Below are 12,821 nucleotides of genomic sequence, written 5' to 3' on the forward strand. Positions count from 1 at the left end.
CGAGCCGCGGCGTGGCGACCCCACGTTGTTGACCAATATGTCGAGCCGATCGCCCGCCGCGGCCACCAGGCTGGCGGGACCGTTGGGCTCGGCGAGGTCGACGATGACCGACTGGACCGCTCCCCCGTCGACCAGCTCGGCCAACTCGGGGCTGATGGTTCGCGACCCGGCGATGACCCGGGCGCCTTCCTCAACGAAACGGCGGGTCACCGCCAAGCCGATGCCTTTGCTGGCACCGGTCACGACCGCTACTTTGCCGCCCAGACCCAGTTCCACGCCCACTCCCTCGCACGCCCCGCGATGTCGTCGTCAAAACATACCCACGACGCCGGGCCAAGTGACCACCGGTCACCCGCTCGCCATAACCCGTGTGACGCAATCACATGTGACCGATAAGAATTGACGGACTATGGAGGCACACGGCTACCCCGCGACGTGGCTGGAAAACGCCCGTCGTCGGCGCGTGCCTGCGGACGCCGTCGATGAGATCGCCCGACGGCACGCCATCACGCCGGAGCGCTTTGAAATCCTCGAGAAGGCGGAGGAGATAAGGGACCCGCACGGCAAGTCCTACTTCCTGCTGCCGCCGCGCACCGGCGGGGACGACGCGCGCAGGGTGACGCTGATGACTTACGTCCTCAACGCGGGCACCGACTACGGCAAACCGGGCCCGTGGCCCGCTAAAATTCCAGACTTTTCCGATACACCCTACTGCGCCGCCGAGGTCGCGCGGATCATCAAGCGGCAGAAGGCAAATCGCTGGAGTTATGCCCGGGACGTCCGCTTCGTCCACCGCAACGGGGGGCGCCTCGTGACGACCCCGAACGGCATCCTCATGGGCATGGGCGGCAATTGGCTCCAGCGGCAGTTCAGCCGGCGCGGCGGCACCACCTGGGGTGACATCTTCATGGTCAACGGGGGCGCGCTCACCGACCCCGCGGAGCGGCTCCGCCGGATCGTTCGGTCGGGGCACGCCTGGCACGGCCTCGACTTGGACCGGGTCCTGCACCACGAGGAGCGACACTGCCGGCAATGGGCGGCGAAAGGCTACGTGGGCATGCTCGGCGGCTACGGCTGGGAACTGGCCCGCGAGTTGGTCTTTCGCAAGACGAACCGGCTCGAGGAAGACGCCGGCCTGTCCGACGGCGGCTACAGGTGATGCAGAGCGCGAATCCCGTTGTAGAGCACCATCAACCCGATCACCACCAGGAGCCCCGCCATCAGCGCGGCGTTGTTCCTGTCCATCCAGCCCTTGAGCCGCGCCAGCGGATCGTCGAGGCGTTCACCGGCGGCCGCGTAGGCCAGCACCGGGACCGCAACCGACGACGCGGCGATCGCGACGAAGCACGCCGCGGCGATCCAGTCACCGGCCGCGCCCAACCCGGCCGCGCCGATCGCCAACCCGGCCGGAACGCAAATGAGCAGCACGTCCGGCCTCAGCACCACCAGCGCCACCGCCGTCAGCGCCGCGCGCGGCGGGGTGATGCTGGCGAACGATCGCATCCATCCGGGTGACTCGCTGTGGCCGTGCCGCGTCAGCCAGCGGTAGATGCCGAACACGATGAGAGCGGTCCCGAGGACCACGCGCAGCCAGGACGACCACTTCGGCGGCGACTTGTCCAGCCCGCCGAGCAAGCCGGACGCCGCGACGGACAGCGCCGTCAGCGCGGCCAGGCCCAGCACCCAACCCGCGAGGAAGGCAAGGCCGCTAGGTCTCGGTCGCGGCGCTTGCAACACCAGCACCGCCGGGATGACCGTGATCGGTGAGAGCGAGATGACCAGCCCGAGCGGAATGAGCCCGGCGGCGACGGAGCCCCAGCTTCCTGCCATGGGCAGCATCTTTGCACGCCGTGCGGGCTACAGCGCCTGAATGCCGTTGTAAAGCACCAACAAACCGATCAGGACCAGGACGATCGCAAGCATGGCGGCGTGGTTTTCTTCCATCCACACTTTGAGTCGTTCCAGCGCGTCATCGAGGCGGCCGCCCGAGCCGACGTAGGCCAGTATCGGTGCGGCGACCGTCGATGACGACACAGCGACGAACACGGCGCCGGATATCCAGCCCGCCGCGACGCCGAGCCCGCCGGTGCCGATCGCCAGGCCGGCGACCGCGCACAGGATCAGCACCTCGAGGCGCACCACCGTGAGCACCACCCCGGTCACGCCGGCACGCAGCGGGGTCAGTTTGGAAAACGAACGCATCCAGGCCGGGGTCTTGCCCGGACGATGCCGGGTCAGCCAGCGGACCACGCCGAACACGATGAGCGCCAAGCCCAGCACCACACGCAGCCACGACGCCCAGGTCGGCGGTGTCTGGTGCAGATCGCCCAACAGGTCGGAGGCCCCCACGAACGCCGCGGTGAGGGCGGCCATGCCCACCAGCCAGCCGCCGAGGAACGCGAGGCTGGCCGGCCGCGGCCGCGGCGCGTGTAAGACCAGCACCGCCGGGATGACCGTGATCGGTGAGAGGGCGATGACCAGCCCCAGCGGAATGAGCTTGGTCAGTACGGAAGCCAAGTTGTCTGCCACGGGCAGCAATCATCGCATTGCCTAGCCTTTCCGGCGCAGCGTCCAGGCCGGTATCCAGTGCGTCACGGTTTTCCGCTTGGAGCCGTAGGCGATCGGGTAGGTGACCAGCCCCCACCAGTCGCCCTGCTCGCAGATGCCCCAGCAGCTCAGCCGTCCCTCGACGACCTTGTGCAGCTGCAGGCCGTTGGGCTGATACCGCCCCGAGCGGTGGGGCTCGCGCGGGAAGAGCACCGTCAGGTCGACCAGCACGGTGATCGGCGGACGCACCACGCGGAACGGGCTGCGGACCGGCTGCCCGTTGTATCCGATCGCCGCCAGCTCGCCCATTTGTCGATCATACGTTCGAATCGGCGGTTAGTTGAGTACGCCATTTCCGGATCGTGCGCGCTGGTAGATGGCTATAGTCGCGTCACCGATGCGGAGGGGGAAAGATCCACATGAGGACGTCGATCGCTGCCGGGTTACTGGCGTTGGGCGGGCTGATGACCACGGCGGTGGGCGTGGCCAACGCCGACGAAGTTCAGGTCGAGGGCGTCTACTCGACCGAGGCCGCTTGCCTCACCGACGGCCCGCATGTCGAGCTCCAGTACGACGACGGGCGCTACACCCACTACGCGTGCCGCGAGGGTTCCGACGGGCTTTGGTACCTGTACCTGAACAACGGCTAAAGGTGCGGCGCCGCGTCTGGCAACATAGCGGGCGGTGAGCGTCTCCGATACCCGCGAGTCACGACAACGCCGTGGCGCGTTTGACCCGCTGGTCGTCGGAGTCCTTGCCGCCGCAATAAGTTTGGCCGGCGCCGCCCGCCCGTCTTTCTGGTACGACGAGGCCGCGACCATTTCGGCCTCCTACAGTCGATCCCTGGGACAGCTGTGGCAGATGTTGGGCAACGTCGACGCGGTCCACGGCCTGTACTACCTCTTCATGCACGGCTGGTTCCAGGTCTTTCCGCCCACCGAGTTCTGGGCCCGTGCGCCAAGCGGTCTGGCGGTGGGCGGCGCCGCGGCCGGAGTGGTGGTCCTGGGCGGGCAGTTCTCATCCCGCACCGTCGCGCTGGCCTCCGGGGTTCTCTGCGGGGTCCTGCCCCGAACGACCTGGGCGGGCATCGAGGCTCGGCCCTACGCGCTTTCGATGATGGCCGCCGTGTGGATAACGGTGCTGTTCGTCGTCGCGGCGCGCCGTAACAGCGCGTGGTCCTGGCTGTCGTATGGCATCGCCATGGCCATATCGATCGTGCTCGACGCGTACCTCGTGCTGGTGGTGTTGGCGCACCTGGTCTTCATCGCCGTCTTCGAGCGGACGCGAAAAACCCTGCTGCGCTTCGCCATTACGTCCGCTGTGGCGGTGTGCGCCCTGGCGCCGTTTCTGGCCGCGGCCGCCGGGCAGACGCATCAGATCAGTTGGGTCCCGCCGATCGAGCACCGGACGATCGAAGACGTGGTGGTCCAGCAGTATTTCGAAAGGAGCCCGCCGTTCGCGCTCTTGTCGGCGCTGGTGGTGGCCGCGGCTATTGTCTTGTGGCTCAGCCGATCCGCGCGACTCGCGCGGGGGGATCGGCAGCTGTTGACCATCGCGGTCGCGTGGCTGGTGATACCGACCGCCCTCATCGTGATCTGGTCGGCGCTGGTTCACCCGATCTACACCCCGCGCTATTTGGCGTTCACCGCACCGGCGATGGCGCTGATCCTGGGGGTCTGCACCGCCGCCGTGGCCGCCAAGCCGTGGGCCGCGACGGCCCTCGTCACCCTTTTAGCCGTCGCCGCCACGCCGAATTACATTCGCGCGCAACGCAACCCGTATGCCAAGTATGGGATGGACTACAGCCAGGTGGCCGACCTGATCACCGCGAAAGCGACGCCCGGCGATTGCCTGCTGGTCAACGACACGGTGACGTTCATGCCCGCCCCGATGCGCCCGCTGATGGCGGCGCGTCCGGATGCCTATCGAAAGCTGGTCGACCTCACCCTGTGGCGACGGGCGACGGATCGCCGCGACGTCTTCGACACCAACCTCATCCCCGAGGTCGTCGCCCAGCCGCTGAGCCACTGCGGCGTCGTATGGATCATCACCCAGGCCGACCCCGCGGTTCCCGCCCACGAGCAGGGCTCGGCGCTTCCCCCCGGCCCGGTCTACGGACCTACCCCCGCCTTCGCGGTCCCGCGCGACCTGGGCTTCCGGCTGGCCGAGCGCTGGCAGTTCAACCTGGTGCAGGTGATCAAAGCCGAGCGGTAACGCGCTCTACCAGATGCGTATGTAGTCGATGAGCATGGACGCCGGAAAGGTACCCCCGGCGGGATTGCCGGCGCCGACGCCACCGACCGCAAGCGTGAACATCGGCGTCATCCAGTAGCCGGGATTGTTGAAGGGCCACCGGAAATCGTCAGGAGCACCGCCGTGGACGTGGATGGGCTTGTTGGGAACGCTGAAGTACTCTGCCCCGTCCCGCGAGAATTGGAATCCCTCCTGACCCCAATGCATTCGCCAGGTGTGCCAACCGCCGTCCACCAGACCGGGAATCGATTTGCCTTCCCAGGTTTTCCCGTTGGACGCGGCGTGGACCGTGGTGCCCGGGGCCCACTGGCCGTTGCCGTACCACTCGAAAACGTCGACCTCGCCGTCGGGCAGCGGGTCCTCGTTGACGCCCCAGAACGAGGGCCACAAGCCGGGGGTCAGGCAGTCGAGCTTGATCCGCGCCTCCCAGGTTTGGTTGATCATGCTGTGAAAGTTGCCGCGCAGTTTCCCGCTGTAGTAGGTCCCCATTTCCTGCGTGGCGCACAGGACGAGGTTGGAGCGGCCGTCCTGGAACACGTTTCGGCGATCGTCGCGGTATATCCCGTCGACCGGTGGGAACACGTCGTCCTGCCAGGTCTGCACCGTCCACTTGCCCGGATCGGGACCCGAGCCCGCCGGTCCGTCGAACTCGTCGGCGAAAATGTAGGGGCCGCCCCCACCGGCCGACGGCGCCTCCGGCGGCGCGGCGTGAGACGGGTTAGCCCAGGCCTCCGGCATGCGCATCGAGGCCGCCAGCATGCCCAGCCCCGTCGTCAACAACATGCTGCGACGATCCATTGCATACCACCAATCGTTAAAGAGCCGGGACACCGGCCCACCGTGATCATCCCCGAGGCAACTTTTGCAAACGGTGTTATGAAACCACGCGGCGGGGGCGGTGCGCATCTCGCGCGACGGTGCGTCGCCGTCCATTTCGACGGTTTAACGCTGCTAGCGGGACGAATCCGTTTTGCAGTCGGCGGCCGTGCGGGTTCCCGCCGCGTAAAGCAGCTGCTTGAGGTGGCGTTGCTCGTCGGCGGTGAGCCGGGTCAAGATCCGTTGATCGGCCACGTGCACCGCGGCTTCCGCGCGTTTCAGCAGGGCCTTGCCCCGGCGGGTGAGCTGGGCCGGCATCGCCCGGCCCGACGGTGTCGACGCCGGACGGGACAGGGCGCCGCGTTCCTCCAGCGCGTGCAGCACCTGGTTGGCCGCCTGGGCCGAGACGTTGGTGCCGCGAGCCAGCTCGGCGCTGGTGAGCCCGGGATGGTTGGACAGGATCCGCATGCACACGAACTCGGGCAGGCTGAGGCCCAGCGGCTTGAGCTCCGCGGCAACCTGGGGCCGCAGCGCCGCCACCAGGCGGTACAGCAGAAACCCCAGCGGCTCCTCGGGGGATTGACTCATACCATCATGCTGGCATGCGGCCAGCGGTTCCCGGACAGCAACCATCAATTTCCTTGACATCCCCGACGGCGGTGGTATCAAGGAGCTTGATAGTCCAATGTGGAAAGGAACGACAGCGATGTCTGGTGGATTTTTCGGTGGTTTCGGTGGTCCCGGTTTCGGTGGTCCCGGTTTCGGCGGACCCGGTTTCGGTGGCCCCGGCGCTGGTGGCCCCGGTTTTGGCGGTTGGGGCGAAAAGGGCTGGGGACACGGCGGGTTCGGCGGCGGCCCTGGGTTCAAGGGGGGTTTCGGCGGTCCCGGCCATCGGCCCTTCCTCAAGCGTGCCGCGTTCGTCACCGCGGCGCTGCTGCTCGACGGGCCGGCCGACGCCGCGCAGATCGTGCAGCGGGTGTCCGACGCGACCGAGGGCGCGTTCACACCCCCGCAGGACGTGGCGGAGCTCGCCATCGGCCTGCTGGCCGGCCGGGGTGTGGTCACGGTCGACAACGGCGTCGCGACGCTGACCGAACTGGGCCAGAACCTGCTGGCCTGGCGAGGCGTCAGCAGCGAGACCGCGCACGCCTTCCTGGGGCGGGCGGCCAAGTTCGGCGACGTCTTCAAGATCCGCAGGGAACTCTTCGAACTCGCCGGCCTGGCCCGCACGATCACCTGGACGGGCACCGATGAGCAGAAGCAGCAGCTCGCCGAGACCCGGACCAAGGTGCTCGAGGCTCTGACCGACGCCAAGAAGGCGCTGCACCGCGTCCTCGGCGAAAGCTAGTGGCGATCGCAAGCGCGGTGGGGGCACTCCCCAGCTCCGCGGGGAACCCCACCCGCTTGCGGTGGACCGGGCGCGCGGGTCCCCACCATCGGCCTAAGCCGAAGCCGGTTCGCTCAGCTTGACCAGCATCTTGCCGATGTTGGCCCCGGTGAATAGGCCGTTGAGGGCGTCGACGCACGATTCGACGCCCTCAAAAACGGTCTGGCGCGCCTTGATTCGCCCCTCCTGCTCCCACCGGCGCAGCGCGGCGAATGCCTCCTCGAAGCGCCCCCAGTCGTCGAGCGCGTTGAAGCCCTGCATCGACGCGGTCCTGGACAACAGGTTCACGTAATTGGCCGGCCCCGGGTGCTCTCCGCTGAGGTAGCTGGAGATGACGCCGCAGAGCACCACCCGCGCCTTGGTGGCCAGCCGGCCCAGCACCGCATTCAGGATCGGCCCCCCGACGTTGTCGAAGTAGACGTTGACCCGGCGCGGGCAATGCTCTTTGAGTGCCGCGGCGAGGTCGTCGTTCTTGTAGTCGATGCACGCGTCAAATCCGAAGTCCTCCACGACCGCCCGGCACTTCTCCGGGCCGCCCGCGATGCCCACCACCCGGGCGCCGGTGATCTTGGCGATCTGCCCGGCCACCGAGCCGGTGGCGCCCGCGGCGGCCGACACCACCACCGTCTCCCCGGGCTGCGGCCGGCCGATGTCCATCATCCCGATGTAGGCGGTGGCCCCCGTCGGGCCGTACACCGACATCACCGCCAGCTGGTCAACGGCGGCCTTGCCGGGGATGGGCGTGCTGAACACGTCGTCGCGGATGATCACGTACTCCTGGAAGCCGGAGAGCGTGGTGACGACGTCGCCGACCTGGAAGGCCTCACAGCGCGTCGCCACCACCTCGCCGATCCCGGCCGCCCGGATGACCTCGCCCAGCTGCACCGGCGGAAGATAGCCCGGCTGGTCGTTCAACCAGGTGCGGACCGCCGCGTCGAGCCCGACGTAGGTGGTTCGGAGCAGCGCCTCGCCCTCCGCGGGCTCGGGCGCCGGCGTGGTGACCAGCTCGGTGTCACCGGGCTGGACCAGCCCGGTCGGGCGGCGACACAACAGGATCTGGCGGTTCGGCAAGTCGGCCACGGTGTGAAACTACCCATTGGGGCCGATCCGGTGGGAGCATCTGCACATGAACTCGCAGGATGACCCGGAAGAGCGCATCCGGGAGCTCGAGCGCCCCCTGGCCGACACGGCACGCGCGTCCGAGTCCGGGCAGGCGCCGCCGCCCGGCGGCGACCCGTATTCGTACGGTTCACCCGGTCAAGCGGCGCCGCCACCCCCACCACCGCCGCCCAGCCCGTGGACCTATGGCGGCCCGCTGTCCGGGCCACCGCCGAGATCCCCCTCGGGCAACCGCACGTGGTGGATCTTGGGCACGGTGATCGTGGTCGGGTTCCTGGCCCTGGCGGGGGGCATCGCGGCCTTCGCCGCACACCAGCTCTCCGGTGTCCGGTCCATCATCAACTCCGCGCCCACCGTCACCGGGACGTTTGGTCCGCCCTCGACCACTCCGAGCACCTCGAGGAGCCCCGGCCCGTCGACCACTCGGAGTCGAACGTCGACACCGTCGACGTCAGTTACCGCGCCGCCCGGTGGCAGCCTCAGCGTCTCCGGCATCAACGAGAACCGCACGATCGCCTGCAACGACAACATCGTCAGCGTGAGCGGGGTTTCCAACACGGTGGTGATCACCGGCCACTGCACGAGCCTCACCGTGTCCGGCGTCCAGAACGCCATCACCGTCGACGCCGTCGACACCATCGACGCCTCCGGCTTCGACAACAAGATCACCTACCACACGGGCACGCCGAAGATCAGCAACGCCGGCGGTTCCAACGTGGTGCAACAGGGCTGATCACCGACGGCGCTAGGCCATCGCCTCGGCTTGCGCCACGTATCCCTCGAATCCGGCCTCGTACGCGCGGGCCGCGAAGCGTTCCACGAATCGCCGATAGCCGGGGTCGTCGCCGTGCGCGCGGGCCAACAGCGCGCGCAGCCGCCGCAGCGCAAGCTCGTGCGGCACGAACCCCGGCTCGGTCGGTACGGCCGCCAGCGCGTCGATCGCACGTTGCGCGTTCCCGATATCGACGCCCGAACCGCGCGAGAGCAGCGCCTCGACCAACACCGTGGTGGCGGGCCCGCGGAAGATCATTTCGCCGGTGTCGAACTGCTCGGCGAGAACCGTTGCGGCCAAATCTATTGCGCCGCTGAGATCCCCGGACCGCGCGCGCTCCCGGGCGAGTTCGATGTCCGAGAGTCGTCGCAGCGCCACCGTCAGCTGTTCGCCCACGAGCATCTCGCGTCCCGTGGCCATCAATTCGAGGCCGGCCGACGCGTCTTCAAAGTCGTTGTGAAGCAGGATGATAGCCCGATTCAGCGTCGCGTACGCGACCGCGGTGTTGTTGCCGGACCGTTGCGCAACCTCCAAAGACTCGGCGGTCTCGGCCATGTCGCGCGCGTCGGGCAGCACCGCTCCGTTCTCGACGGCGGCCGCGTACTTGTACAACTGCACGAAGGGCCAGGCGGCGGCGTCAACCGACCGGGCCAGCGCGATGCCTTCCTCGAGGTCGCCGCGCCATCCCGGCCGCCCGAGAAACATCCCGGCCGCTCCCTTGAGCGTGATCGCCCACGCCAGCGGGGACCCGATCACGAAGTCACCCATCGTGGCGTCGCCGCCCGCGAGGTCGACGACTCGTTGCGCCAGCCGCAGGCTCTCGGTCGCTTCACCCGCTTCCCACTTGGCCTGACCGGCCGCGTAGAACAGTCCGACCGTCATCGCGGGCTCCCCGATCGACTCGACGAGCGCGGCGAACTCCGACGCCATGGCGGCCGCCTTGCGGTAGTGCGCGTTGAACGTCAGCGTGGTGAGGTGACCCGCCATGCCGAGCGCGAGCGACTTTTTGTCGCCGGCGGCGGTGGTCAGCTCGCGCAGTTCGCGGAATCCGGTGTCGGCGGGAGTGCCACCGACCTGAAAAGCGCTGCCGCACAGTAAGGCCCGCGGAGCGATCCGCATCGCCAGCCGATCCGGATCGTCGGCCGGGAGGTCATCGGCGACCCGAAGCGCCTGCTGCCAACTCGACCGGGCGGCCCCGATGTCGCGCGCGCCATACCACGTCGCCGCCTGCATGTGCCAGTCGAACGCATCGCGCAGATCGCCGGCGGCTGCGTACTGGGTGGCGACGAGGGCGGCCTCCTGACCGGTGAACCCCCCGTGCGTGCGTTGCATCACCGCGGCCACCCGGCGATGCAGCTCCGACCGCCCGGCCTTCAATTGCGACTCGTATGCCACCGCCTGGATGAGCGGGTGGCAAAACGCGTATGTCGCGTGCGGCGTGGACGCGACCTGCTCGACGAGCTCCGCTTCGACCAGCGGCGCCAAATCCGCCGAATCCACAAGGCGATCCAGCAGCCCGGTGTCGAAACGCGCGCCGACGACGGCCGCGGCGTGCAAGGTGCGCTTGGCCGCGGCGGTGAGCCGATCGATGCGCGCCCCGATGACGGCTTGCACGCTGGCCGGTACGTGGATATCGCGCACCTCCCGCACGCACACGTAGGCGCCCGGACCGCCCTCGAGCTCGCCCCGCTCGTCCAGGTCGCGCACGATCTCCTCGGCGCAGAACGGGATGCCCGCCGCTCGCTCCGCGATCACCGCCGAGAGTGCGACCACCGAAGGATGCTCGCCCAGAAGCTCTTTGACGAGCTCGGTGATGTGTGAATCACTCAGCGGCGCAAGCGTGAAGTGATGCGCCCCGGGGATTTCGCACAACGTCCCCGAGTACTCGGGCCGGTAGCTGACGAGCAACGTCGCCCGCATCTTCGCCGCCGCCGCCGCGAACTTCGCGAGCATCGCCTCGCTCACGCCGTCGATCCAGTGGACGTCTTCGACGACGTAGATCGCGGGGTCCCGGCGTGCCAGCGTCTTGACGAGCTCGGCGAGTCGCCGCCGCCGGGCATCCGGGGCGATGTCGGGCAACGGCGTACCGGGATCACGGATCCCGAGCAGGTCGTCGAGCAGAACCAGTTCGTCGGCACCGGCGGAAGGGATTTCGCTGCGCAGCCACCATCGGGCCTGCTCGGGCGTGAGGCCGGCGATGCCGAAAATGTTGCACAGCAACCGGGAGATGACGTGGAAAGGGATATCCCGGGTGTGCGATTCGCAGTCGGTGACGAACACCTCGAAACCCCGGCCCCTCGCCGTCGCCACCGATTCACGGACCAGCCTGGTCTTTCCGACACCGGACCGGCCCATCACCGTGATGACGGCCCCGTTGCCGAGCGCGGCGCCGTCCAACAAGTCCGCGATGGCCGTCTTCTCCCGTTGGCGCCCGACGAGCCGGGACTCGTGCCGGGGCTTTTGACGACGTTCGACGTCGGCGCCCAGCAGGCGGCGCGCCGGAACGCCCGCCTTGACACCCTTGATGCGGACAATCTCGCGCTCCCCCAACATAACTCGGCCCTCGACGAGCCGGGCGGTCGACTCCGTGAGCATGACGCCGCCCGGCGGTGCCACCGATTCCATCCGCTCGGCCATGCCGACCTGTTCACCGACCGCGGTGTAGCCGAGGTGGGTGGCGCCCACTTCGCCGGCGATCACCTGGCCGGAATTCAGGCCGACGCGCAACCGCAGGTCGATCCCGTCGCTGCGCTGTATCTCGGCGGCCAGCCGCTGGGCGGCCTGTTGAATATCCATCGCCGCGAGGCAGGCACGAAAGGCGTGGTCCTCTAAGGTGATTGGAGCTCCGAACAGCGCCATGATGCCGTCACCGGTGAACTTGTCCACGGTGCCGCCGTAGCGCTCCACCACGGCCGCCGACTGGCTGACGAGTTCGGTCATCACTTCGCGCAGCCGCTCGGGGCCGAGGGACGCCGCAATGTCCATCGACCGCACGACGTCGGCGAACAGGACGGTCACCTGTTTGTATTCTGCGGGCTCGACGACCAGCGTCAGCGCGGCGCCGCAGGCATCGCAGAACCGTGCGCCCTTGCGCGGCTGACAGCCGCATACGTGGCACACCAGCGATGTTGCCGTCACACCTCGACCCTTCGGCGGATTCCCCGTTAGGGGGAACGTACGGCGGTCTGGAAGCTACGTGGACTCTTCCGCATCGTCGTCGAGGACGCTGACCGCGATGCCGTAGGGCAGGAAGCGCACCTTGCGCTTGGGGTCGACATTGCTCTTGTTGGCGCGCAGCGCGTCGAGTTCCCTCGCGTAAACCTGTTCGACGTGGGCGCCGCCGTCGGCGTCCACCGTGTAGATCGCCCACACGCCGTCGCCCGCCTCGCCGGCGGTCTCGGGCGCCGAGCGGGGCCGCCTCGACAGGTCCTCGAAGATGGCCGACCACCCCGTCCGGGCCCCGGGGCCGCCGATAAATTTGCCGAGCCGCTCGAACACGTCGCGCAGCCCCTCGCTGCCCTCCCTGATCACGCGGTCGAAATCGTCGGGATCGAATCCGAACGCACCGTAGTCGCCCACGCAGGCCTCCTTGCACTCACAGCGTTACTGCTCAGTGTGCGCTCAGTCGTCGCCATTTGCCACGGACGGGCCTACGGCCCCGGCGGCGGGGCCGGCGGCGGTGGCGGGTTGATCGGAATCGGCACCGTGACGAACGGCAAGTGCAGGTACATCGTCAGCGGCGGCCGCTGGTACTGCGGGTACTGCGGCGGCGGTGCGGGCGCCGCGGCCGGCTCGGGCGGCGGGGCGGCCGGCGGCTTCGCGCCGGCCGCCGACTTCTTCGACTTCGGGGGGTCGGCCGGCTTCTTCGGCGCGGGCAGGACCGGGGCGACGTCGGCGGCGAACAGCAGCTCGAACGGCCCGATGCGG

At 68.6% G+C, this 12,821-nt stretch carries 14 protein-coding genes and 1 pseudogene; 5 read left to right on the forward strand and 10 right to left on the reverse strand.

What is annotated here, in order from left to right:
* Positions 1-276: SDR family NAD(P)-dependent oxidoreductase (locus JWP83_RS16860; RefSeq protein WP_297732051.1), on the reverse strand; the 276-nt coding region annotated here is incomplete at its 3' end.
* Between the two features lie 133 nt (positions 277-409).
* Between JWP83_RS16860 and JWP83_RS16865 the strand changes: the two genes are divergently transcribed.
* The gene (locus JWP83_RS16865; protein WP_297732054.1) at positions 410-1,159 is read left to right on the forward strand and encodes a hypothetical protein; all 750 of its coding nucleotides are present in this window, start codon (positions 410-412) and stop codon (positions 1,157-1,159) included.
* On the opposite strand, the gene JWP83_RS16870 is transcribed toward JWP83_RS16865, so the two are convergent.
* The 3 genes from JWP83_RS16870 to JWP83_RS16880 are packed head-to-tail and all read right to left on the reverse strand — an operon-like array spanning position 1,150 to position 2,856.
* On the reverse strand, positions 1,150-1,830 hold the full coding sequence (locus JWP83_RS16870) for a GAP family protein (protein WP_297732057.1): 681 nt from the start codon (positions 1,828-1,830) through the stop codon (positions 1,150-1,152). The genes JWP83_RS16865 and JWP83_RS16870 overlap by 10 nt on opposite strands.
* Positions 1,831-1,857: 27 nt before the next feature.
* A complete protein-coding gene (locus JWP83_RS16875; RefSeq protein WP_297732060.1) occupies positions 1,858-2,529 on the reverse strand; it encodes a GAP family protein in 672 nt (223 codons plus the stop codon).
* Positions 2,530-2,550: 21 nt separating this feature from the next.
* The gene (locus JWP83_RS16880; RefSeq protein WP_297732062.1) at positions 2,551-2,856 is read right to left on the reverse strand and encodes a hypothetical protein; all 306 of its coding nucleotides are present in this window, start codon (positions 2,854-2,856) and stop codon (positions 2,551-2,553) included.
* 110 nt (positions 2,857-2,966) lie between these two features.
* On the opposite strand from JWP83_RS16880, the gene JWP83_RS16885 reads away from it, so the two are divergent.
* On the forward strand, positions 2,967-3,197 hold the full coding sequence (locus JWP83_RS16885) for a hypothetical protein (protein ID WP_297732064.1): 231 nt from the start codon (positions 2,967-2,969) through the stop codon (positions 3,195-3,197).
* Between the two features lie 88 nt (positions 3,198-3,285).
* Positions 3,286-4,761 carry a glycosyltransferase family 39 protein gene (locus tag JWP83_RS16890; RefSeq protein ID WP_297732082.1) on the forward strand — a complete coding sequence of 492 codons (1,476 nt, stop codon included), beginning with the start codon at positions 3,286-3,288 and terminating at the stop codon, positions 4,759-4,761.
* A 6-nt stretch (positions 4,762-4,767) separates the two neighbouring features.
* Here JWP83_RS16890 and JWP83_RS16895 read toward each other — a convergent pair whose 3' ends face one another.
* The gene (locus JWP83_RS16895; protein ID WP_297732066.1) at positions 4,768-5,598 is read right to left on the reverse strand and encodes a glycoside hydrolase family 16 protein; all 831 of its coding nucleotides are present in this window, start codon (positions 5,596-5,598) and stop codon (positions 4,768-4,770) included.
* Between the two features lie 153 nt (positions 5,599-5,751).
* Positions 5,752-6,204: a MarR family transcriptional regulator gene (locus tag JWP83_RS16900; RefSeq protein WP_297732068.1), complete on the reverse strand. Its 453-nt coding sequence runs from the start codon at positions 6,202-6,204 to the stop codon at positions 5,752-5,754.
* Between the two features lie 118 nt (positions 6,205-6,322).
* On the opposite strand from JWP83_RS16900, the gene JWP83_RS16905 reads away from it, so the two are divergent.
* On the forward strand, positions 6,323-6,964 hold the full coding sequence (locus tag JWP83_RS16905) for a hypothetical protein (RefSeq protein ID WP_297732070.1): 642 nt from the start codon (positions 6,323-6,325) through the stop codon (positions 6,962-6,964).
* Between the two features lie 93 nt (positions 6,965-7,057).
* Here JWP83_RS16905 and JWP83_RS16910 read toward each other — a convergent pair whose 3' ends face one another.
* Positions 7,058-8,083, reverse strand: a complete 1,026-nt coding sequence (locus tag JWP83_RS16910; RefSeq protein WP_297732072.1) for an NADP-dependent oxidoreductase — start codon at positions 8,081-8,083, stop codon at positions 7,058-7,060.
* Between the two features lie 46 nt (positions 8,084-8,129).
* Between JWP83_RS16910 and JWP83_RS16915 the strand changes: the two genes are divergently transcribed.
* Complete coding sequence (locus JWP83_RS16915) at positions 8,130-8,855, forward strand: DUF3060 domain-containing protein (protein WP_297732075.1); 726 nt, start codon at positions 8,130-8,132, stop codon at positions 8,853-8,855.
* Between the two features lie 12 nt (positions 8,856-8,867).
* Here the strand turns inward: JWP83_RS16915 and JWP83_RS16920 are convergent, their stop codons facing one another.
* The 3 genes and pseudogenes from JWP83_RS16920 to JWP83_RS16930 all read right to left on the reverse strand — a co-directional run.
* Positions 8,868-12,032, reverse strand: a complete 3,165-nt coding sequence (locus tag JWP83_RS16920) for an adenylate/guanylate cyclase domain-containing protein (protein ID WP_297732077.1) — start codon at positions 12,030-12,032, stop codon at positions 8,868-8,870.
* 54 nt (positions 12,033-12,086) lie between these two features.
* Positions 12,087-12,473, reverse strand: coding sequence for a hypothetical protein (locus tag JWP83_RS16925; protein ID WP_297732080.1), 387 nt, complete (start codon positions 12,471-12,473; stop codon positions 12,087-12,089).
* 71 nt (positions 12,474-12,544) lie between these two features.
* Positions 12,545-12,821 (reverse strand): annotated as a pseudogene (locus JWP83_RS16930) (hypothetical protein); the annotation flags it as partial.

The sequence above is a fragment of the Mycobacterium sp. genome (genome assembly GCF_025965855.1).
Taxonomy (GTDB): Bacteria; Actinomycetota; Actinomycetes; order Mycobacteriales; family Mycobacteriaceae; genus Mycobacterium.

Coding starts and splice junctions, on each gene's coding strand:
- JWP83_RS16865 (WP_297732054.1), top strand. CDS start 410: ATGGAGGCACACGGCTACCCCGCGACGTGGCTGGAAAACGCCCGTCGT.
- JWP83_RS16870 (WP_297732057.1), bottom strand. CDS start 1,830: ATGGCAGGAAGCTGGGGCTCCGTCGCCGCCGGGCTCATTCCGCTCGGG.
- JWP83_RS16880 (WP_297732062.1), bottom strand. CDS start 2,856: ATGGGCGAGCTGGCGGCGATCGGATACAACGGGCAGCCGGTCCGCAGC.
- JWP83_RS16885 (WP_297732064.1), top strand. CDS start 2,967: ATGAGGACGTCGATCGCTGCCGGGTTACTGGCGTTGGGCGGGCTGATG.
- JWP83_RS16895 (WP_297732066.1), bottom strand. CDS start 5,598: ATGGATCGTCGCAGCATGTTGTTGACGACGGGGCTGGGCATGCTGGCG.
- JWP83_RS16900 (WP_297732068.1), bottom strand. CDS start 6,204: ATGAGTCAATCCCCCGAGGAGCCGCTGGGGTTTCTGCTGTACCGCCTG.
- JWP83_RS16905 (WP_297732070.1), top strand. CDS start 6,323: ATGTCTGGTGGATTTTTCGGTGGTTTCGGTGGTCCCGGTTTCGGTGGT.
- JWP83_RS16915 (WP_297732075.1), top strand. CDS start 8,130: ATGAACTCGCAGGATGACCCGGAAGAGCGCATCCGGGAGCTCGAGCGC.